Raw genomic sequence first — 20033 nt, forward strand, 5'->3', positions numbered from 1 at the left:
TTTGAATTCGTTCTTGTATAAATTGTAAAAAAGCCAGAAGGCGTATCACCATCTAGCTTAGCTGCATAGCGAAAAGTGGATTATTAGGATGAGGGCAAAAAATATGGTTTTTGAGGGAATTGTGCTGCAGACCATAGTCCGACAGTTGGGAAGTAAACGTTCGATCATATACGAAGTATCAGAAAGAAATGCGGGGAATAATGGTGGTATGGATAGAGCTGACGCATCGTTCACACACATCGTGCTACTAGGGCAGTCGATACAATGTCTACTGATTTGCAGCTGAATTTAGTAGCAATAAATTATTATATTTCGCTGCATGCTTTTGCTCATCGAGAATAATGCCATATAAAGTGTCCTTATAAACGCCATATGGAAGACCGAACCATATCTTTCGATACTTTTCAACCGCTGACAATTCACCTTGAAAGGCTTTTTGCAAACCATTGATATACGAATTAACCTGTTCAGGAACTTCGTCGCTAACTCCTGTCACTTCATGTCCTGTCAATTCTCTGTACATTTGTCGAAACATATGATTATGCCCACGTTCATCATTCCGAATAGAAGTAATTACTTCAGCTTGTTCTTTATTCGGAGCAAGTTGAATGAGTTGGTCATAAAAAAGTTCGTCATTTCGTTCACCTTGGACTGAAGTCCTCATTAATTCAAGAGCCTCTTGAGTTGAAGTTGCCCAAATGGGGACAAATTGAGTTCTGAACCAATAAGGATACACCATATACATTAGCACAACCTCCAATAATTTATAAGTATTCTATCACCAATCATATGCTTGCTAACTGATTGTATGAGTATGATCTCACTTCTTACTTTTTCTTAATTAGACCAAAGTCAAGAAAGTGGACGGTAAGAAATAGATATTCTAGTAAATTTCTCAGAAAAACGAGCAGGTAAAAGATACCTTAGCGATCCATACATTCGTTTGCACACAATTGGTTTTCTATATGATTTTCCAGTCGCCATCCTACGATTTCACGTGTACACAGATTCATTACGCTAGCCAGATACAACCGACATCCCCGGCAAGGAATATATGTAATGACAATGACCCAAACCCTGTTGGATTTGAGAATCAACAACGTCAACGGGCTATGTGGGAGCTGCAGCTCAGGGAAGATGAAGATGGATTTAATCTAGCTTTTAGTGATATCAGCAGCTTAGGAACTAAGTGCCGCTTTAGTAACTGTAATCTCGAACTGATAAAACTTTAATGCCTTTGCCGTTGAGGATTTACTTTGTGTTTGTATAGGTAGCCTCTTGAGTATCATTTATGATATGCCCATAAAACGACTACAAATAGTTTGTTAATCGAGGATATTATACAGTCTAACAATTTCAACGTGTAAAATGTTGTTCATTTATCATAAAAAATGGGATATCATGGGATGTACAAGAATTAAACGCAGAGACGGAGGAGTGAATTTGGAAATAGTTTGGTCTAACTTAATATTAACTTTGATAATTTTCGGGATATTAGTTGTTTTGATTTTTAAAGCATTTATCAAAGAGTGTTGACACAAATCTGAGTTACAGAACATTAAGAGTGGCGATTTACAGAACACCCGCGGGTTGGCTGTGAGTCGCTATTTTATTTTTTTTCTGAAAATGTTATAAATAAAGTGTTTTGTGGAATTTGTCTTTTACTTAATTGATGTGTCGTCTGCCTATTAAGATAGTAGGTGCCCGAATCGTCCGGGAACAATTTGAGTTTCGAGCACAACTCCATAGCTGTAAATAAAAACGAGTCGATTGTTTGAAATTTTTCAATCCGTAGCAATAAAAATGAGAAAAGGTTTGAAGAATAAGAGGACACGTCACTCATGTGGGTAATAACTAATATAGTAATAAGGAGGTGCGTAATGAAAAAAATATTATTAACTACAGTTACTAGTATTCTTCTGTCTTCCTCAATTCTCGGTGCATGTAGTAACAATAAAACAACAGACGAGGCAAAACCTACAGCGTCAAGTGCAGCGACAATGCCAGTTGTTGAAGCTACAAGCACTCCTGAACCTTCTGCTACTTCTTCTATGGAGGTGCAGGAGTCTCCCAGTCCGGAGGCCACTGATCCTCTAACATCCGATCGACCAAAGACCAAAGCATTTGGTGAACAGGAGGGAGGGGTCCCAGGGCAAGAAGGTACACTTGAGCAAGGTGATGGATATTCCCTGTATGTCTTTCAGGATTTCACACTAGACTCGCAGTCTAATCGTTTATTATTGACTAAGGATCCAACCTATTATGCCCAAATTGAACACTTACCTGCCGGTTACGATCTCACAGCTTTGAAGCAACAGGGACAAACCGAGCTTTCTGCAATTGGAAAGGCAAACGACCATAGCGGGGAACTAATTGAACATCCTCTAGGTTTTGCTGAGCTATATCTGCAGGCTGCCGGAGATAAAGGGATAGAAGATTATATGGTCTGGAAGAATCAGGCGGGGGAAGCTTTTCTTTTTCGGATACACAATCCTAAGGGTGATTCGTCGAATAAGTTTGCACCTTGGGTGATGGTTTCACTGGCAACACTTGAACTTGAAAGAAATTAAGTGGTATCAGAGCCGTAGAAGTAGTGTGCCATAACCATAATCAAAAAATGGTTGTTGGCACACTACTTCTTCTTTTTGGTACCTTACTTCATTCGAACGCCAATTTCCGTTTGCTGAGGTTGCAAATTTCGCGTATGAGCCCGCTATCGGACCCAGCAGACCTTATATGAAGCTTTACCCTACATTTGGGATACTAAAGGACTCCATAGTCGCTATTGGCATTGAAAAACTCAATATGAGCCTCATCCTTAGGAATAACGTCACTGGAGTCCGAAACCATGCTCCAAAGGCTGAAAAATAGCAAATAGCGTCATCTGGATCCGAAAGTCTTGGCACGTAGTAGAGGGATTTAATGTTAAAATATCTTATATATAGATAACTAATTCTTTCCTGGGAAGGAGTAAGTTCATGCAAATTTTTATTTATATAGGATTGGGCTTTTTTATAATTTCAGGTATATGTGTTGGAGCCTTCACGACAGGTACACAACAAAGAGGTAACTTTTATTCGGAATCTAAGCAAGACCGTAAAATTAAAAACAAAGTAGCGAATGGGTCCGCTTTAGGTGGTCTTATTTCATTAGCTATAGCTGGGATTCTTTATTTGTTGTAATGAACGCAAAATATAAGAAGGAGGAGTGTTGCAGATGGTGAAGATTTTTAATGAAAATACGGTCTCATTTACTCAAAAACAGTCCCCGATCCCAGAGTTTGCTTGGCATACGAGTGAAAGATTAGCTGAAATGGTGGGCTCCAAGCATTTAGTTTTTGATATCAGATCTTTAGATCCTGATAAATATTCTTATCCTTATCATTTTCATAGAAATGCTGAAGAAATATTTGTGATTTTAGCGGGAAAAGCGATGTTAAGAACACCCGAGGGTTTTACGGAGGTTACGGAAGGGGATGTAATATTTTTTGAAATGGGACCGGAAGGGGCGCATCAGCTTTATAATCATACGGATGCACCATGCAGGTATCTGGATCTCCGAACGAATCAGGGAATAGATGTTTGCGAATATCCAGACTCAGGCAAAATCAACATTTTACCCTATCAAGAAATCTATCAAGCGGATGAACAGGCGGATTATTATAAGGGAGAAGAGCATGTAAGGGAAAAATGGAATGGGGGAGCGTAATTGATTAAAGATCGTTGGTTTACAGTAACGGAAATTGATCCGACCACCTATGCAATCAGTGAATATGGACATTGGGAAAAGGTGCATTCTTTTTTACTCTTGGGGCAAAAACAAGGCGCGTTAATTGATACGGGATTAGGTATTGATAATATAAAAAGAATAACGGATCAGTTAACGGATTTACCTATCGCTGTCATAACTACGCATGTGCATGCAGATCATATTGGCAGTCATGAGCAATTCGAGACAATCTATGTTCATAAAGCGGATGAGGATTGGCTGATTAACGGAATAAAAGGCTTGTCCCTTGCCCAGATTCGAAAAGATATGAGCCGGGACATCACCCTTCCTGTTCCTGAAACCTTTGATCCTAACACCTACATACCTTTTCAAGGGAAACCAACGGCTCTTTTACAAGAAGGGGATGTGCTCGACATAGGCGGGCGCAAAATAGAAATTTACCACACACCAGGTCATTCGCCAGGGCATATCAGCCTTTTTGATCATGCCAACGGATATCTGTTTACAGGTGATTTATTATATGACGTTACGCCAATCTATGCTTTTTACCCTTCGACTAGTCCGGTTGATTTAGTGGCATCCTTAGAAAAGATTACTGAAATTCCAGGGGTTACCCAAGTATATGGCTCTCATAATACGCTGGGTCTAGATCCATCTATTTTGCAAGAGGTCAAGAAGGCAGTTCGTGAGTTGCGTGAGCAAAAGCTAGTGGCACATGGTACAGGCATTCACCAGTTTGACGGGTTTAGTGTGCAATTTTAGATCTTTCAATGTCGAAAACAAATGAGAGGTAAGGCGATAACAACTTAATTATTCAGATACGATTGACCTGAACAGTGCATGCAATTGTTGTACTTGGGAGTAAGCTTCCTTGTACTGGTTGTCGGATTGTTGAATAGGCAATAAACCCGGCAAGAAGGAAATACAATACACAGGCGTTTCTTTGCTGTTCATATATATTTTAAGCGTAAGCTCTTCTATCACATTAGCTTCTTCATCGGTGTCCTTAAGGACATTAATATCTGCACTTGTTGCAGTTGTTTTGCTGTTTTGTTGTCTTTTGGATACTTTTGAAAGGGTAAGTGCGTTAACCACAATCTCGGATCCCATTACATTATCAAAAGAGTATAGCTTTGCTACTGCTTTTTTGTTACTCTTCGGATTTTTGGTACCGATTGCCAATTTTTTATTAGGCTCGTTAAGTGCGATCAAGTGTGATTGATTGGGGGGAATGAATGTTTTGGTGAAAATGATGTTAAAAGATGAGGTCGCATTAACTAGCTTAGAAATTTCAGATGAAGCAGATAGCGTTTTCAATTTTATAATGGCGGCACTTAGAATTAAAACAACTCCTAAAATAGCGAATAAGTACATCAAGATAATCAGCATATAATCACACCTCCTAGTTATCTCATTAGACTCAAATTGTTGCTTATTGAAAGATATGCCTGAATGATCCCCACTAGTATCTTTTAAAAGGGAAATTCGTGGAATTATAGGATCGACTTCACGATTAACCCAAAAAAAGCACCCAGAGAAACCTGCCGATTCTGCAAATGATGCAAAATTAGGGGTTGCTGCAAAGGTGCTTTTTAAGGTAATTATGTAAACCTATAGAAAATTGAAGGCAGTGATATGATCGGTATAAACAATCAGCTGTTTGTATTCGATCGGAGTTCCATAACTAGCATAAGGTCTTACAGTAACGTCATTGAGGACAACAAAGTTATAGCTGAAATTTTTATCAGGGTGTTCTGCTCCCAAATAAGATATGTATTCGTCTACAATTACATCATCCATCAAAGATTTTAAATCAAATACATCCTCTTTGTTGGAGACGGTTGGAGAGACGATTCCCTGAATGCTGCCAAAAGCGGTGAGCAAATTCACTTTTTTTCCACTAGCTTGTTCATCATTTAAAAGTAAACCGGACAGCTTACCCAGTGCATCGACTTTAAAATCGACAAGGGTTCTAATTTTTGAATTATTCAAACTAAACACATCCTTTTCAATTTGCAATCCTGTTAACATTATTCGACATATAATCACCAAACTCCTAGTATGCTAATGAAAAAATACTTACTTATGTAATGACCCCCATTTTTTAATGTGATTTGGGGGTTGCCGAGTCTCCATTCGAATTTAATTTCTTATCGTTACTCGTGTACCTATAGGAACAATAGCAGCGAGTGCTAACACATCCTCGTTGTACATCCGGATGCAGCCGTGGGACACCTCTTTCCCAATGGATGAAGGGTCATTGTTTCCATGAATTCCGTAGTGTGGTTTAGACAGTCCCATCCAAAAGACACCGAAGGGACCCCCTGGGTCGGGTTGTTTGTTAATTATAGTGAATTCTCCCACTGGGGATTGGGTTAACATCTTACCGATGCCGACAGGGAAACCTCTAATCACAATATCATTGTCCAGAAGATATAACATTCGTTGAGTCAGATCTACAATAATTCGATAGTTGGGCATTATATGCAACACTCCTTTCTAATTAGGATATGAGCAGAACGCCTAAAGGGTTATTCATAGAAAATGACCATTTTAGCCGGCGAGAACAAATGTTCGTTATTGGTTGGGAAAGCAAAATACGTAGAAAAAAAAGGCTGGTCCGCATTTGCGGAACAGCCTTTTATGTTAGAAGTGCAAACTTAGTGGATATCTCGAAACAATCCGATGACTCTTCCGAGAATAGTTACGCGATTAAGGCGAAGAGGCTCATAAGCTGGATTCTCCGGTTGAAGCCGAATATGATCACGTTCCTTGTAAAAGGTCTTAACGGTTGCTTCATCTTCTTCGGTCATGGCTACAACGATATCTCCGTTGTCCGCCGTTTGTTGTTGGCGAACAATCACATAGTCACCATTCATAATGCCTGCGTCCACCATACTATCACCCATAACTGACAGCATAAATACTTTGTTGTCCCCCACATAGTGAGTAGGAAGTGGGAAGTAGTCTTCGATATTCTCTGTAGCAGTGATAGGTACCCCGGCGGTAACTTTACCTACGACAGGAATCCGTGAGATGGTCTGGGCGAATTGGTGAACATTCTCTGAATCCTCTTGGCCTAGTAATTCTATTGCACGTGGCTTCGTTGGATCACGACGAATAAGTCCCTTCTTCTCAAGCCGGTCCAAATGACCGTGAACTGTGGAGCTGGAAGCAAGGCCAACAGCTTCTCCAATTTCCCGGACGGAAGGTGGATAACCCTTGCTGCGGACTTCGCTTCGTATAAATTCCAGGATCGCCAGCTGGCGACTTGAAATCTTTGACATTGGAATCAACCCCATATAGTAATGTTTGGGAAAATTATAACATAGAACTACCGTTCGCACAAACATAAGTTCTAACTATTATAAATATTAATCTGCTAGAGTTAAAAAATGGTAGACAAGTGATAATAAAATGAACCACTTGAGTCTCTCAAAAAAAAGAGAACAATTGTTCTGAAATAGTATTGAACAAAACACATGTTCGTGTTATTATGAATTCGAAAGTAAGAACAAGTGTTTGGAGGATGATGATTATGCTAAAATACAGTACATACCGCAGCATCTACGATAAGGCCCCAGTGGTTGAATCTTTAGGACATAATGACGTTGCCCGTAATTCCGCTAAGGTGAAAGAGATAACGGAACGTTTGCTTGGAGGGATGATTTCGTTGTTCCGTCAAGATTTCTTTATTAAGTTAATATTGATTATGGTGTTAGTATTATCTGGCCTAACAGTAGTGGGAAATGTATTTGCAGGATCGACGACTATAATGAAGGAAGAGAAGCGGATTGTGGTTGAACGTGGAGATACACTATGGAGTATTGCCCTTAAGAATAAACCAGCTGATATGAAGACAGTTGTTTATATAGAAGGAATTAAACGTTCAAGTGGGATTAAGAGTAGTCAGATTAACGCTGGAGACATACTTACTTTACCTATTTATTAATTTTCTGAGAACATAATAGAATGACCAGTAGAGCTTGCAGGGAGTAGACCTTGACAAGCTCTTTTTCTCATGGCAGAGTTAGAATTAATTTATAGGGGGAGGGAAAGTATTGAATATTGATGAGTTGGTCGCGCGAATTAACGAATTGGCACGCAAACAGAAGAGCGTAGGCCTTAATCAAGAGGAAGTGGCGGAACGCGCCAAGCTTCGTGAAATTTACCTGGGGAATATCCGCAATAACTTCCGAGCACAATTAAATACTATTGAAGTAGTAGATAACGATGAGCATGAACAAGGTAACAAGGGGCTTAAACATTAGCTCGCTGTTCCTTTTCATAGATATTTCAGGATGACTAGGGGGAACGCACATGGCCCGTTCTTGGGAAAGAATGGTTCAACGCAACACACAGCAAATCAACAAGCAAAGAAAGAAACAAGGCAAGGATACGATTTATGCCTCTAAATCTCCTACCCAGAATGCCGAAGTCTTTAAAGGTCGCAACATTGCATTTCCGGTAGTGTTAGTGATTCTTGGCACTATGTTTTGGGTAGTTGGTTCTATTGATCAGGCCAAAGGCAATGGCATGCTGGCTAATTGGCTGGGAGTAGTACTGTACTATTTACTGGCAGCGCTATTGTTCTTCCGTCGTCCGTACTTGAAGGTGGAAAAAGCAAGACTGTCTACTATTAAATTCAATCGTGAACGCGGGCTGCCAGCTGCAGATATTGAGAAAATCACCCTTTCGCGTGGAGCTGTAGTCATTAAGCATAAAGGGAAACGTACGAAATGGATTTTCACAAAACTTATGAATCGCTATGATACTAATGCGATGAGTACACGATTAGAAGCATTTGCTAAAGCTCACAACATTGAAGTAGTTCACGAATAGAACTAGACCAGTTAAAGGGAGAGGGAGACCTGTAATGCCAATTTCTGCTGTACTATTTGACCTTGATGATACATTGCTGTGGGATGATCGGAGCGTCGAAGAAGCATTTCGTTCTGCTTGTGAAGCCGCTGGGGATAACATTGATCCACAAGAACTAGAAGTTGCAGTTCGTAAGGAAGCAAGTAGCTTGTATGAATCTTATGAGACGTTCCCATTTACAAAGATGATCGGAATTAATCCATATGAAGCACTCTGGGCTAACTTTACGGCAGGTGAACAGCCTGAATTCCGTCAATTGGAGCAGCTTGCACCGGTTTATCGTAAAGAGTCTTGGCGTCGCGGACTTGCAGCGTTAGGGGTGGAAGACGAAGCACTAGCTGAGACCTTGGCAACTAAATTCGCAGCAGAGCGCAGAAAACGTCCATACATCTATGAAGAAACAATGCATGTACTGGAGCAGTTACGGGGTCAAGTGAAGCTTTTGCTACTTACGAACGGCTGTCCTGCACTGCAACAAGAGAAACTAGATGGTGTGCCAGAGTTAATTCCTTTCTTTGATCATATTGTGATTTCCGGAAGCTTTGGTAAAGGCAAACCGGATAAGGAAATTTTCCTGCATGCTTTAGAGCTTCTTGATGTAACTCCTGAGCAAGCGGTTATGGTCGGCGATAAGCTTACAACGGATATCCGTGGGGGGCTGGCAGCAGGATTGACCACGGTCTGGATTAATAGAAAAGGTAGAGCACCTAGTCTTGATATTCATCCGGATCATGAAATCAATCACCTTGAGGAACTTCTTCCACTAGTTCAATCCTTGTAAGATATACAGAGCTATTAGCTCCAACATAAAGACTCTATAAGCAGCGAGTTTCTGGGATCTTAAGAAACTCGCTGCTTTTCTGTATACACATACTAACATAAGGATTTCATTAGATTTTTAAGTAAATGATTTAAGTCACAAGTCTAATGCGGAATTGGTGCAAAATACTGAAAAACCAATAATAATGTGTATAATAGATGGAGATGTATAACATGAATTGGTAGTTTCTTATTATTCGATAATGATTGGGAGGGCTCCAAATGATGAGATCGAAGAAATTAGTCGCTGTATTATTAGGTGCAACACTTCTAGTACTAGGTGGATGTTCTTCAAATGGAACCAAGCATTCAGAAATACATAACATGAATATGAACATGTCTATGGAACCTATCAAAGTCGAACTACAATGGAGTCCTGAAGAAGTTGTTGTAAATCAAAAGGTAACCTTTGAAGCTGTGGTGACCCAAGATAACGAGGCAGTAGATGATGCAAAAGAGGTTCTGTTCGAAATTGTGAATAAAAATGATGAGGGACAGAAAATAGAGCTTAAGGGAAAGCTAATTGGTAAAGGGGTCTATCAAGCAGAAGGGACCCTTGAAAAGGAAGGACAATATAATGTCACTTCACATGTGACAGCCCGGACACAGCACTCTATGCCTAGCAAAGAGCTGTCTGTGAAACCATGATTCAAAGGTTCGCAACGGTTACTGAGCAATAACAGATAAAGCAGAGTGGAAAGGAAGGCTTTTCGAAATTCCTTTATTCTGCTAAACTTACTCTAATGTTTTACTGGGGGGACTATTAGTTGGCTAAATATACACTTGAGGAAAGCTTACAACAAAGGATTTTGATCCTTGATGGCGCAATGGGCACGATGATCCAACAGGTGCCTCTTACTGGAGAAGATTTTGGTGGCGATGAGTTGGACGGCTGTAATGAAATGCTGGTATTGACACGTCCAGAAGTCATTCAGACGATTCATGAGCAGTACCTCGAAGCAGGGGCTGATCTCATTGAGACTAACACATTTGGTGCAACCTCTGTTGTACTAGCGGAATATGATATTCCTCAGCGCGCACGTGAGATCAACCTAGCGGCAGCAGAGCTGGCTCGCAGAGCAGTAGACAAATATGACACACCTGACCGTCCGCGATACGTCGTGGGGGCTATGGGGCCAACAACAAAAACGCTCTCAGTAACCGGAGGCGTTACTTTCCAAGAGCTAGTTGATAGTTATGAGGAACAAGCAGTAGCATTGATCGACGGTAAAGTAGATGTTTTGCTGCTGGAGACCTCACAAGATACACTTAACGTTAAAGCTGGAAGTATTGGTATTCGTAATGCTTTTGAAAAGACAGGCATCACATTGCCGGTTATGATTTCAGGAACAATTGAACCAATGGGTACTACATTGGCGGGTCAGAATATTGAAGCATTTTATATCTCACTAGAACATCTGAAGCCTATCTCTATGGGCCTCAACTGTGCGACTGGTCCAGAGTTCATGCGTGATCACATTCGTTCGCTTTCGGAGATCTCCTCCGCAGCCGTGAGCTGTTATCCAAACGCAGGATTGCCGGATGAGAACGGACATTATCATGAATCTCCAGATTCTTTAGCTCGCAAGATTGCAGCCTTTGCCGAAAAAGGCTGGCTGAACATTGCGGGGGGGTGCTGTGGAACGACACCAGAGCATATCCGTGCGATGAAGGAAGCACTTTCTGAATATCCTCCACGCCCGCTGGCAGGTAATCATCCGCCTGCTCTTTCAGGTATTGAGCCTATCTATATTGAGAACGACAACCGCCCATACATGGTTGGTGAACGTACGAATGTACTTGGCTCTCGTAAATTTAAACGTCTTATTGTCGAGGGTAAATACGAGGAAGCTTCAGAAATTGCTCGTGCTCAGGTGAAGAGTGGGGCACAAGTTATTGACGTCTGTGTACAAGACCCTGACCGTGATGAGATTGAAGATATTAAGCTTTTCTTAGAACTGGTTGTGAAAAAGGTTAAAGTACCCCTGATGATCGATACTACCGATCCTAAGGTTATCGATTTAGCTTTACAGTACTGTCAAGGTAAGGCGATAATTAACTCCATTAACCTTGAAGATGGTGAAGAGAAATTCGAGCTGGTGACGCCGATCATTCATAAATATGGTGCAGCTATTGTTGTGGGTACCATCGATGAGACGGGACAAGCCATTAAGGCGACAGATAAACTGGAAGTGGCTAAACGCTCCTATGACTTGCTAGTGAATAAGTACGGTTTAGCAGGAGAAGATCTTATTTTTGACACGTTGGTGTTCCCTGTAGGAACCGGAGATGAACAATATATCGGTTCAGCAAAGGAAACGATTGACGGCATTCGTTTGATCAAGGAAGCACTTCCAGGAGTTCATACAATCTTGGGCATCAGTAACGTCTCCTTTGGATTGCCGGAAGCGGGACGTGAAGTGTTGAACTCAGTATTCCTTTATGAATGTACAAAAGCTGGGTTGGATTATGCGATCGTAAATACAGAGAAAGTGGAGCGGTATGCTTCCATTCCTGCTGAAGAACGTCATCTTGCTGAGGAACTGATTTATAATACGAATGATGAGACGCTTTCTGCTTTTGTAGCTGCTTTCCGTGGTAAAAAAGTAGAGAAAAAAGAGAAGATTTCCAACCTGTCACTTGAAGAACGTTTAGCCTCCTATGTGGTTGAAGGTACAAAGGAAGGACTCATTCCTGATCTTAATGAAGCATTGACCAAATCTGGACCGCTGGAGATCATCAATGGACCGCTGATGGCAGGGATGTCGGAAGTCGGCCGCTTATTTAATAATAATGAATTGATTGTTGCTGAGGTACTGCAAAGCGCTGAAGTGATGAAGGCTTCTGTCAATCATCTAGAGCAGTTTATGCAGAAGGATGAGACAGCGGTTAAAGGTAAAATTATGCTGGCAACCGTAAAAGGGGACGTGCATGATATTGGTAAGAATCTAGTAGAGATCATCCTCTCCAATAATGGTTATCAGATCATTAATTTGGGTATAAAAGTACCACCAGAGACCATTATCGAAGCCTTCCGTCGAGAAAAAGCTGATGCGATAGGATTGTCCGGGCTGCTTGTAAAATCTGCTCAGCAGATGGTGCTCACCGCTCAGGATTTACGTACAGCTGGGATCGATGTTCCGATTATGGTTGGCGGCGCAGCTTTGACCCGTAAATTTACGAAGACCCGTATTCGTCCAGAATATGACGGCCTAGTATTGTATGCTAAGGACGCTATGGACGGGCTGGATATTGCCAATCGGCTTATGAACCCTGAAGAACGGGAGAAGATTGCCGAGGAAATTCGTGTGGAGGCAGAAGCAGCGGTTGCGGTTGCGCCTAAGCAAGAACTGCCGAAACTAACCAGAGCAGTGCGTTCCAAAATATCTCCAGATGCACCTGTTTTTGTTCCACCGGATTTAGAACGCCACGTACTGCGTAACTATCCATTGGGGCATATTATCCCCTATGTGAATATGCAAATGCTGCTGGGTCATCATTTGGGGTTACGGGGTTCTGTAGAAGCCCAATTAGCTGCTGGAGATCAGCGGACTGTTGAACTGAAGGGTACCGTAGACGATATTCTCCATCAAGCGATGCTAGAGGGTACCATTACTCCGCATGCTATGTATCAATTCTTCCCTGCACAATCGCAAGGGAATGATATTATAGTGTATAATCCACAGAATACGTCCGAGATCCTGCATACCTTTACTTTCCCAAGACAAGGGGTAGAGCCTCATCTGTGCTTGGCGGACTTCTTGAAACCTGTTGACAGTGGTATTATGGACTATGTTGGATTCCTAGTTGTAACAGCAGGTCACGGTGTACGTGAATTGTCTACTCAGCTGAAAGAAAGCGGAGATTATCTGCGTTCACACGCCTTGCAGTCGGTTGCACTTGAAGTGGCAGAAGGACTGGCGGAACGCGTCCATCATATGATGCGCGATACTTGGGGTTTCCCAGATCCGGCGGATATGACGATGAAGCAAAGACATGGGGCAAGATACCAAGGGATCCGTGTTTCATTTGGTTATCCTGCATGCCCGGATTTAGAAGATCAAGGTCCACTGTTTAAGTTGTTATCTCCGGAGGATATCGGTGTTCACCTTACAGAAGGCTTTATGATGGAGCCCGAAGCTTCCGTTTCGGCTATGGTATTTGCCCATCCAGAAGCGCAGTATTTTAATGTAGAGAAGCTGTAATTCTTTCATTTATATACCTGGTCTGTAGGGGATTGTATCCCTTTCAGCGGAACCTCCCGTAACTGGGGGGTTTTTTGCTGGAAGAAGGTCGTTTAGAATTGAAAAGAGATGGTTGAGCCAATAAGGAGAAGGGAGGAAAAAGAATGGATTTATATTTTTTAGGTACTAATGCAGGTGTGCCAACGCTACAACGCAATGTAACGTCCGTTACATTAAGACTGCTGGAAGAACGTCGCAGTATTTGGATGTTTGATTGTGGGGAAGGTACACAACATCAGGTTCTTAGTTCGCCGATTCGGTTAGGAAAGCTGGAAAAACTATTTATTACTCACTTGCATGGCGATCACCTATTTGGTCTTCCGGGCCTATTATCAAGTCGTGGCTATCAGGGAGGGACAGCGCCGTTAACGGTGTACGGACCCCCTGGATTAAAAGCATACCTAGAGATCTCCTTAGCTGTGAGCCAATCCCGAATTCCTTACAAGATTGAGATTGTAGAGCATACAGGAGGAATTATATTCGAGGATGATGGCTTTAAAGTTGAAGCGGCATTACTTGAGCATCGCATTGACAGCTATGGCTACCGGGTAACGGAAAAGGATAGTCCCGGAAGCCTCAATACGGAATTGCTTAAGAGTTATGGTTTAAAACCGGGACCGATTTATGGGAAATTAAAAAAAGGTGAAGATATTGTTACGGATGAAGGTGTGCGAATCTGTGCTGCTGATGTTGTCAGGGAACCCAAACGAGGGCGTATTGTTACTATCCTTGGGGATACAAGACCTTGTTCGGGAGCCTTAGAACTCTCTCTTAATGCAGAACTTATTGTTCATGAAGCAACCTTCGCCCACGATCTGGCTGACATGGCGTATCAATATCATCATAGTACAGCGCGCCAGGCTGCAGAGTTAGCAAAAGAAGCCAAAGCAGGACAGCTGTTGCTGACTCATTTCAGTTCTCGTTACAGCTCGCATGAAGAGCTAATTCCTTTGCTTGAGGAAGCTGAACTCATATTCCCAGAGACATTATTAGCTGAGGAATTTAATGCATATCCGGTACCTCGCAGACTAAATGGGCAATAGGGGGAATGATTATTTTCCGGGAAAGCGCAGGAAATGACAGTGCTGTGCTAAAAAATGCTGGATGGGACGGTTGTTCGATTTCATTCGACGAAGTGTGTTAGATTTAAAGTAATCACGGAGTAAAAGACGAACGAATGGCTGGACATATTGCCGAAAATCAGTAGGTGATATCTTCTACCTAAAGGGATGGAGTATGCCTGTAAATCCAAGCAGGGCAAAGGTTACGAGTTAGTTAGTATCATTAATTGTTTATTATATTAATTAAATTATTATGGAAACTGAGGGGTTAGTGATGGAACAAATTGAAGGATTATTGATTGATCTAGACGGTACATTGTACCATGGGCATAAAATGATTCCCGGTGCTGATCTGCTGATAAAAGCTCTTCGTGAAGCGGATATCCCTTTTTTATTTGTTACCAATAACTCATCGCGTACGGCAGCAAACGTTGCTGCCCACTTATGTGGAATGGGAATTGAGGCGAAAGCTGAGGAGGTATGTACCTCTTCTATGGCAGCCGCACGTTACATAGCTGAGGAATCACCCGGGGCAACAGTGGCGATACTTGGAGAAGAAGGACTGCGTATGGCTTGCGAGGAGGCAGGGCTCCAAATCGTCACAGAATCCCCTGATTATGTGGCGCAGGGTATCGATCGTTCTTTTAATTATGCTTCGTTAGCTCAAGCTTCGCGTTGGATTTTGAGTGGGGCAAAGTTTGTGCTCACCAATCCAGATTTAATGTTACCATCAGATGATGGGGTTATGCCGGGTGCGGGTACGATTGGTGCAGCAATTGAGGCTGCCAGTGGTGTGAAGCCAGTAGTGATGGGTAAGCCAGAATCGCATCTGATCAAATATGCGACAGATCTTCTGAGAATTCAACCTGAACATGCTGCTGTTGTTGGGGATAATATGCGTACGGATATCGCTGCCGGTGTTAATGCGGGCTGTCGTACAATCCTTGTTCTTACCGGTTTAACCACTAGAGAGAACCTGGAGCACTATAAAAGCATCACAGGGATCACCCCCGATGAAATATGTGCCGATTTAGCTGAACTTAAAATGTTTCTCGGTGTATAATAGCTAGGGTCTTATTACTTCACCAACTTAGAGGGGACGATGAGTATGCCAGAATTGCCGGAAATGGAGAATTATAGACAGCTGCTTAGCCAGCGTATTATAAATGTTCCGATAACTAATGTAATTGTGAACAGAGAAAAAACAATTAACATGGAAACAGAAGCTTTCATTAATGCCTTGATCGGTGCGCGTGTTGTTTTTGTAGAGCGGCGCGCCAAGTACATTTTGTTTCATCTCCATGATGGACGAAGATTACTATTGCATTTAATGCTGGGTGGATTGCTTTTTTATGGTTCAGAAGAAGAGCGGCCGGATCGTAATACGCAAGTAGAAATCGCATTTGGTGATCAGATCCTTTATTTTATGGGCCTGCGGTTAGGGTTCTTACATTTAGTATCTGTGAAGGAAAGCGAAGCAACGATGGGTAAGCTTGGACCTGAGCTGCTGGATCGACGGATGACGCCGGAACGTTTTGCAGGAATATTAAAAGGGCGGCGTGGTGCGTTAAAAAGTCTGTTAGTGAATCAGCATGTAATGGCGGGTATTGGAAATTGTTATGCGGATGAGATTGCTTTTGACGCAGGGCTTCTGCCTTCAGTTTTAGTACAAAATTTATCACCTGAAGCCATTTCCCGCCTGTATCAAAGCATTCAAAAAGTATTAACTGATGCGACAGAGATCGGCGGATACATGGAAATGCCGTTTATGACTGGTGACACGGTTACGGGTTCCTATAATGATCAATGTAAAGTCTATGACCGTGAGGGCGAGCCTTGCCTACGCGATGGGGGAACGATTATCAAAACAGAGCTGTCTGGACGCAAGGTATTTTATTGCCCAGACTGTCAGCATGAAGCCTAAACCCAAAATAGGGGCTCATGTCAGCATTCGTGGTGGATATGGGAGAGCTGCCCGATTTGCTTGGGAGAGCGGTGCAACAAGTTTTCAATATTTTCCGAAAAATCCGCGCAGTCTGAAGTTAAAGACGGTTGATATTCGAGATACAAGGGATTGTGCACTCTTTTGCCAAGAAAAAGGGATCAACTCTATCGCCCACACCCCTTATGCAATCAATATGGCTGCGAATAGGGATGACGCTACCCCTCGAAAGGTGTATGTAGACTCCCTTCTTAATGATCTGGAAATTGCTGAAGCCTGCGGTTCCTTAGGCATTGTTGTTCATTTTGGACATTTTGCTGGAATGGAGCCGTTACAAGGCTATCAAAATATTATACAATGTATGAATGAGACGCTGGAGTCTTGGGAAGGGAACGCCAAGCTGCTAATTGAGAATCAAGCGGGCAACCATGGTACCGAAGGGATTACACTTGAAGAATTGGTGAAGGTTCGTGAGCTTAGCCAGTTTCCCGAGAAGATTGGATTTTGTCTGGATACCTGTCATGCTTTTGCAGCGGGAATTTGGAATCCTGAGCATACGGAAGACTTGCTTGAACGAGGAAACCAGCTTGGATTTTGGCCACATCTTGTAGCTGTTCATCTTAATGATTCTAAGTTTCCCTTTGGTTCAAGACGGGACCGGCATGCTGGAATAGGAAAAGGTTTTATCGGCGAAAAGGGTCTTGAAAGCTTAATAACTTCTGATCCATTACGTAAAACATCTGTTGTTTTGGAAACTGAAAAGGGTCCAGATGGCAGTCATCGGAATGAAATAGCTACTGTTCGCAGTTGGTTTGAAGCGGGGGGCTAGAAAGTGATTCATATCTATATGGACGATCTCCGTAAAGGTCCGCTTGGATTTGCTTTAGCCCGGACAACAGAAGAATGTCTTCTGATGCTGCGTGAGTGTGAGGTCGGTATTTTATCGTTAGATTATGATATGGGACCGGATGATTATTCAGGCGGGGAAGTGGCTAGACGGATTGTTCTGGAAGGACTGTACCCCTGTGAAATCTATCTACACACCTCCAGCGTTTTAGGGAGAAAAGAAATGTATGAAATCTTATACGCGGCTAAACCTGAGGGGATGCGCTTGTTTAATGGTCCCCTGAGTTCTGATAAGCTTCATGATATCGCTGGGGAGACGGGACTAAAATGAAGGAAATGAATGAAGCGGATTTACTGGAGATACTCACGAGACCGGGAGAACCGCTGGTAGTGTTTTTGCATACTCCGCTGTGTGGTACCTGTAAGGCTACAGAACGCATGTTGGAAGTGGCGGCACATCTGTTGCCTGCTGAACTCCAAATGGTTGCTGGAAATGTGAACATGTTGCCTAATCTGGTCCAACAATACCGTATTACCAGTGTTCCTGCTCTACTAGTGGCTTCTGCTGACCGGATAGAGGATCCTCATATTTATTATTCAATGGTTTCAGTTGAGCGGATTCTGGAATACATAAGGAGTGTTATATCATGATCATTTCATTACAACATTTATCTCTGCGCAGAGAAGAAAGCCTAATCTTGGACGATGTGTCCTTAGAAGTTAAGGAAGGCGAAAACTGGGTCATTTTGGGACGAAATGGTTCTGGCAAAACAACAATTTTGGAGATTATGACAGGTTATTTATTCCCTAGTAAAGGAACTGTTGAGGTATTGGGGAATAAATATGGTCAATGTGATTTACGCGAGGTTCGTAAAGAAATTGGTTATATTGGTCCTTCCTTAATGGAGAAGATGTCTTTAAATGATCCGGTGTGGGAGGTTGTCGCTACAGGAGCTTACGCTTATTTGCGTTTCTACGAGAGCATTCCACACGAAGTGAAGGAGAAGGCAATCCGCTTGCTAGAGGATATGAATCTGGGCAATATGGCACTTCATCCTTTTGGAACGTTGTCACAGGGAGAGCGAAAAAAAGCAATGCTGGCAAGATGTCTTATGGCTGACCCAAAACTGCTGATTATGGACGAGCCTTGTGCAGGGCTTGATCTGTACGAAAGAGAAAAAATGCTGGCTGAAGTAGATAAACTGAGACAACGTAATGTCTCCGTTGTTTATGTAACTCATCATGTGGAAGAAATTGTCCCGCTTTTTACACATGTTGCTTTAATTCGCGACGGTAAGCTAGCTGGTTCCGGACCGAAAGAAGAAGTATTAACCAAAGAAATGATCTTGGCCACCTATGATATTCCTGTTGATGTAGAATGGGATAGCGGTCGTCCCTGGATTAAAATTAGACCTGGAGGCAAAACGATTTGAACGAATTAAGACATGATAACGAAGAGCAGACCACTGCTCCGGAAGAAATAGTGTACTCCCGATATATTTGTACAGCTAATCACGGCTTTGCGCCATATGCTCAGGAAGAGCTTCGGCGCTTGTTCGGCGCAGTGAAGAGTACGCTGCTGTTGCCGGGAGAAATCTTTCTCGCCACCTTGCAGTCTGAACCCGAGGAAGTATCACGATTGCTCACACAGAATCTGCCCATTTTCCTTCGTCATTTACAGCCTGTGCAGTTTCAGGATGAAGGAACCATGGAAGCACTACAGCGTTTGGCTGTGTATTTAAGCCGCCGCAGTGAGCTGGAGGGGGAGAAAGTATCCCTAAATGTTCGTAAAGGGGATCCTTCCTTCTGGCAGGAAAGTCCGGGCGAACTTCGTGAATGGCTGCAGGAGCAATTGCAAAGCTTGGGTGCAGAATTTACAGTACAAGATCCGGCATGGGTCATTTCTGTCTACGCAGACGGGAATGCCTTATATGCAGGAGTGTCCAGACCAGAAGAGAATCTATCCGGCTGGAATGGCGGTGCAATCCGCTTCCGCAAAGAAGACGGACAAATCTCACGTGCTAAGTTCAAGCTGATGGAAGCGGAGAAGGAGTTCGCTATTCCTTTTTACAGCTTCCGTAATGCGCTTGATATTGGCGCCTCTCCAGGGGGCTGGACTTCTTTCTTGCTGGAGCGTGGAATGAAGGTAACAGCGGTTGACCCTGCTTTGATGCATGAATCGCTGCGTAATTACCCGGGTCTGAAGATCCTGCGCAAAAATGCCGGAGAAGTGAAATTCCGCGATAATGAATTTGATCTGCTTGTATGTGATATGAGCTGGAGTCCTAAGCTGATGGCAAAGCTTGTAACCGGGCTGCTGCACAGCCTGTCACCAGGCGGAACAGCGATTGTGACCGTAAAGCTGATGCATAAGAAACCTCTAGCGATGATCAAAGAGATCATTGCAATGTTTGAGGGCGAACGTATGCAGATTCAGCGGGCTAAGCAGTTGTTTCATAATCGTGACGAGATCACGCTTTATATGATTAAATACTAGGTAAGATCCTAATT

Annotated in this window: 23 protein-coding genes; 18 read left to right on the top strand and 5 right to left on the bottom strand. The window is 42.6% G+C overall.

All coding sequences use genetic code 11. From position 1 onward, the window contains the following. Window positions 1-268: 268 nt before the first annotated feature. Window positions 269-745, bottom strand: coding sequence for a ferritin-like domain-containing protein (locus MHH60_RS18780; RefSeq protein ID WP_076133780.1), 477 nt, complete (start codon window positions 743-745; stop codon window positions 269-271). Between the two features lie 1135 nt (window positions 746-1880). Here MHH60_RS18780 and MHH60_RS18785 point away from each other — a divergent pair. The 4 genes from MHH60_RS18785 (at window position 1881) to MHH60_RS18800 (ending at window position 4491) form a co-directional block, all read left to right on the top strand. Beyond that, window positions 1881-2570, top strand: a complete 690-nt coding sequence (locus MHH60_RS18785; protein ID WP_076133779.1) for a hypothetical protein — start codon at window positions 1881-1883, stop codon at window positions 2568-2570. A 408-nt stretch (window positions 2571-2978) separates the two neighbouring features. Next, window positions 2979-3182, top strand: coding sequence for a DUF5316 domain-containing protein (locus MHH60_RS18790; protein WP_076103952.1), 204 nt, complete (start codon window positions 2979-2981; stop codon window positions 3180-3182). Window positions 3183-3216: 34 nt separating this feature from the next. After that, on the top strand, window positions 3217-3708 hold the full coding sequence (locus MHH60_RS18795) for a cupin domain-containing protein (protein ID WP_051491529.1): 492 nt from the start codon (window positions 3217-3219) through the stop codon (window positions 3706-3708). Further along, window positions 3709-4491 (top strand): MBL fold metallo-hydrolase, encoded by a 783-nt coding sequence (locus MHH60_RS18800; RefSeq protein ID WP_076133778.1) that lies wholly within the window; start codon window positions 3709-3711, stop codon window positions 4489-4491. A gap of 48 nt (window positions 4492-4539) precedes the next feature. Here the strand turns inward: MHH60_RS18800 and MHH60_RS18805 are convergent, their stop codons facing one another. The 4 genes from MHH60_RS18805 to lexA all read right to left on the bottom strand — a co-directional run bounded on the left by MHH60_RS18805 (window position 4540) and on the right by lexA (window position 7016). Then, window positions 4540-5118 carry a hypothetical protein gene (locus tag MHH60_RS18805; protein WP_076133777.1) on the bottom strand — a complete coding sequence of 193 codons (579 nt, stop codon included), beginning with the start codon at window positions 5116-5118 and terminating at the stop codon, window positions 4540-4542. A 222-nt stretch (window positions 5119-5340) separates the two neighbouring features. Further along, the gene (locus MHH60_RS18810; RefSeq protein ID WP_143767271.1) at window positions 5341-5721 is read right to left on the bottom strand and encodes a hypothetical protein; all 381 of its coding nucleotides are present in this window, start codon (window positions 5719-5721) and stop codon (window positions 5341-5343) included. Window positions 5722-5871: 150 nt separating this feature from the next. Then, window positions 5872-6210 carry a L,D-transpeptidase gene (locus tag MHH60_RS18815; protein ID WP_076128407.1) on the bottom strand — a complete coding sequence of 113 codons (339 nt, stop codon included), beginning with the start codon at window positions 6208-6210 and terminating at the stop codon, window positions 5872-5874. 179 nt (window positions 6211-6389) lie between these two features. Further along, entirely contained in the window at window positions 6390-7016 is a 627-nt protein-coding gene (gene lexA / locus MHH60_RS18820) for a transcriptional repressor LexA (RefSeq protein WP_036687720.1), read from the bottom strand. Window positions 7017-7267: 251 nt separating this feature from the next. Between lexA and MHH60_RS18825 the strand changes: the two genes are divergently transcribed. The 14 genes from MHH60_RS18825 (at window position 7268) to MHH60_RS18890 (ending at window position 20019) form a co-directional block, all read left to right on the top strand. Beyond that, window positions 7268-7681: a LysM peptidoglycan-binding domain-containing protein gene (locus MHH60_RS18825; protein WP_076133775.1), complete on the top strand. Its 414-nt coding sequence runs from the start codon at window positions 7268-7270 to the stop codon at window positions 7679-7681. A 109-nt stretch (window positions 7682-7790) separates the two neighbouring features. Beyond that, on the top strand, window positions 7791-8000 hold the full coding sequence (locus MHH60_RS18830; protein ID WP_036687717.1) for a DUF896 domain-containing protein: 210 nt from the start codon (window positions 7791-7793) through the stop codon (window positions 7998-8000). A 49-nt stretch (window positions 8001-8049) separates the two neighbouring features. Beyond that, on the top strand, window positions 8050-8571 hold the full coding sequence (locus MHH60_RS18835; protein ID WP_076128411.1) for a hypothetical protein: 522 nt from the start codon (window positions 8050-8052) through the stop codon (window positions 8569-8571). A gap of 34 nt (window positions 8572-8605) precedes the next feature. Continuing rightward, complete coding sequence (locus MHH60_RS18840; protein WP_076133774.1) at window positions 8606-9391, top strand: HAD family hydrolase; 786 nt, start codon at window positions 8606-8608, stop codon at window positions 9389-9391. A gap of 260 nt (window positions 9392-9651) precedes the next feature. After that, on the top strand, window positions 9652-10077 hold the full coding sequence (locus MHH60_RS18845) for a FixH family protein (RefSeq protein ID WP_038571571.1): 426 nt from the start codon (window positions 9652-9654) through the stop codon (window positions 10075-10077). Between the two features lie 179 nt (window positions 10078-10256). Then, entirely contained in the window at window positions 10257-13634 is a 3378-nt protein-coding gene (metH, locus tag MHH60_RS18850) for a methionine synthase (RefSeq protein ID WP_370510530.1), read from the top strand. A gap of 143 nt (window positions 13635-13777) precedes the next feature. Then, complete coding sequence (gene rnz / locus MHH60_RS18855; protein WP_076133773.1) at window positions 13778-14716, top strand: ribonuclease Z; 939 nt, start codon at window positions 13778-13780, stop codon at window positions 14714-14716. A gap of 292 nt (window positions 14717-15008) precedes the next feature. Next, the gene (locus tag MHH60_RS18860) at window positions 15009-15797 is read left to right on the top strand and encodes a TIGR01457 family HAD-type hydrolase (RefSeq protein WP_076133772.1); all 789 of its coding nucleotides are present in this window, start codon (window positions 15009-15011) and stop codon (window positions 15795-15797) included. 45 nt (window positions 15798-15842) lie between these two features. Then, the gene (locus tag MHH60_RS18865) at window positions 15843-16658 is read left to right on the top strand and encodes an Fpg/Nei family DNA glycosylase (RefSeq protein ID WP_076133771.1); all 816 of its coding nucleotides are present in this window, start codon (window positions 15843-15845) and stop codon (window positions 16656-16658) included. Further along, complete coding sequence (locus MHH60_RS18870; protein ID WP_076133770.1) at window positions 16648-17505, top strand: deoxyribonuclease IV; 858 nt, start codon at window positions 16648-16650, stop codon at window positions 17503-17505. The genes MHH60_RS18865 and MHH60_RS18870 overlap by 11 nt, the downstream gene beginning before the upstream one ends. Before the next feature lie 3 nt (window positions 17506-17508). Next, window positions 17509-17853, top strand: a complete 345-nt coding sequence (locus MHH60_RS18875) for a cyclic-phosphate processing receiver domain-containing protein (protein ID WP_036687703.1) — start codon at window positions 17509-17511, stop codon at window positions 17851-17853. Continuing rightward, the gene (locus tag MHH60_RS18880; protein ID WP_038571558.1) at window positions 17850-18173 is read left to right on the top strand and encodes a thioredoxin family protein; all 324 of its coding nucleotides are present in this window, start codon (window positions 17850-17852) and stop codon (window positions 18171-18173) included. The genes MHH60_RS18875 and MHH60_RS18880 overlap by 4 nt, the downstream gene beginning before the upstream one ends. Further along, a complete protein-coding gene (locus MHH60_RS18885; protein ID WP_282579836.1) occupies window positions 18170-18955 on the top strand; it encodes an ABC transporter ATP-binding protein in 786 nt (261 codons plus the stop codon). Before MHH60_RS18880 ends, MHH60_RS18885 begins: the two co-directional genes overlap by 4 nt. Then, window positions 18952-20019, top strand: coding sequence for an SAM-dependent methyltransferase (locus MHH60_RS18890; RefSeq protein ID WP_076133769.1), 1068 nt, complete (start codon window positions 18952-18954; stop codon window positions 20017-20019). The genes MHH60_RS18885 and MHH60_RS18890 overlap by 4 nt, the downstream gene beginning before the upstream one ends. Window positions 20020-20033 lie beyond the last annotated feature (14 nt).

The organism is Paenibacillus sp. FSL H7-0716 (assembly GCF_038002705.1).
Classification (GTDB): domain Bacteria; phylum Bacillota; class Bacilli; order Paenibacillales; family Paenibacillaceae; genus Paenibacillus_AQ; species Paenibacillus_AQ odorifer.

Coding starts and splice junctions, on each gene's coding strand:
- MHH60_RS18870 (WP_076133770.1), top strand. CDS start 16,648: ATGAAGCCTAAACCCAAAATAGGGGCTCATGTCAGCATTCGTGGTGGA.
- MHH60_RS18860 (WP_076133772.1), top strand. CDS start 15,009: ATGGAACAAATTGAAGGATTATTGATTGATCTAGACGGTACATTGTAC.
- MHH60_RS18865 (WP_076133771.1), top strand. CDS start 15,843: ATGCCAGAATTGCCGGAAATGGAGAATTATAGACAGCTGCTTAGCCAG.
- rnz (WP_076133773.1), top strand. CDS start 13,778: ATGGATTTATATTTTTTAGGTACTAATGCAGGTGTGCCAACGCTACAA.
- MHH60_RS18880 (WP_038571558.1), top strand. CDS start 17,850: ATGAAGGAAATGAATGAAGCGGATTTACTGGAGATACTCACGAGACCG.
- MHH60_RS18795 (WP_051491529.1), top strand. CDS start 3,217: ATGGTGAAGATTTTTAATGAAAATACGGTCTCATTTACTCAAAAACAG.
- MHH60_RS18845 (WP_038571571.1), top strand. CDS start 9,652: ATGATGAGATCGAAGAAATTAGTCGCTGTATTATTAGGTGCAACACTT.
- MHH60_RS18805 (WP_076133777.1), bottom strand. CDS start 5,118: ATGCTGATTATCTTGATGTACTTATTCGCTATTTTAGGAGTTGTTTTA.
- MHH60_RS18780 (WP_076133780.1), bottom strand. CDS start 745: ATGTATATGGTGTATCCTTATTGGTTCAGAACTCAATTTGTCCCCATT.
- MHH60_RS18835 (WP_076128411.1), top strand. CDS start 8,050: ATGGCCCGTTCTTGGGAAAGAATGGTTCAACGCAACACACAGCAAATC.
- lexA (WP_036687720.1), bottom strand. CDS start 7,016: ATGTCAAAGATTTCAAGTCGCCAGCTGGCGATCCTGGAATTTATACGA.
- MHH60_RS18790 (WP_076103952.1), top strand. CDS start 2,979: ATGCAAATTTTTATTTATATAGGATTGGGCTTTTTTATAATTTCAGGT.
- MHH60_RS18840 (WP_076133774.1), top strand. CDS start 8,606: ATGCCAATTTCTGCTGTACTATTTGACCTTGATGATACATTGCTGTGG.
- MHH60_RS18815 (WP_076128407.1), bottom strand. CDS start 6,210: ATGCCCAACTATCGAATTATTGTAGATCTGACTCAACGAATGTTATAT.
- MHH60_RS18825 (WP_076133775.1), top strand. CDS start 7,268: ATGCTAAAATACAGTACATACCGCAGCATCTACGATAAGGCCCCAGTG.
- MHH60_RS18785 (WP_076133779.1), top strand. CDS start 1,881: ATGAAAAAAATATTATTAACTACAGTTACTAGTATTCTTCTGTCTTCC.
- MHH60_RS18885 (WP_282579836.1), top strand. CDS start 18,170: ATGATCATTTCATTACAACATTTATCTCTGCGCAGAGAAGAAAGCCTA.
- metH (WP_370510530.1), top strand. CDS start 10,257: ATGGGCACGATGATCCAACAGGTGCCTCTTACTGGAGAAGATTTTGGT.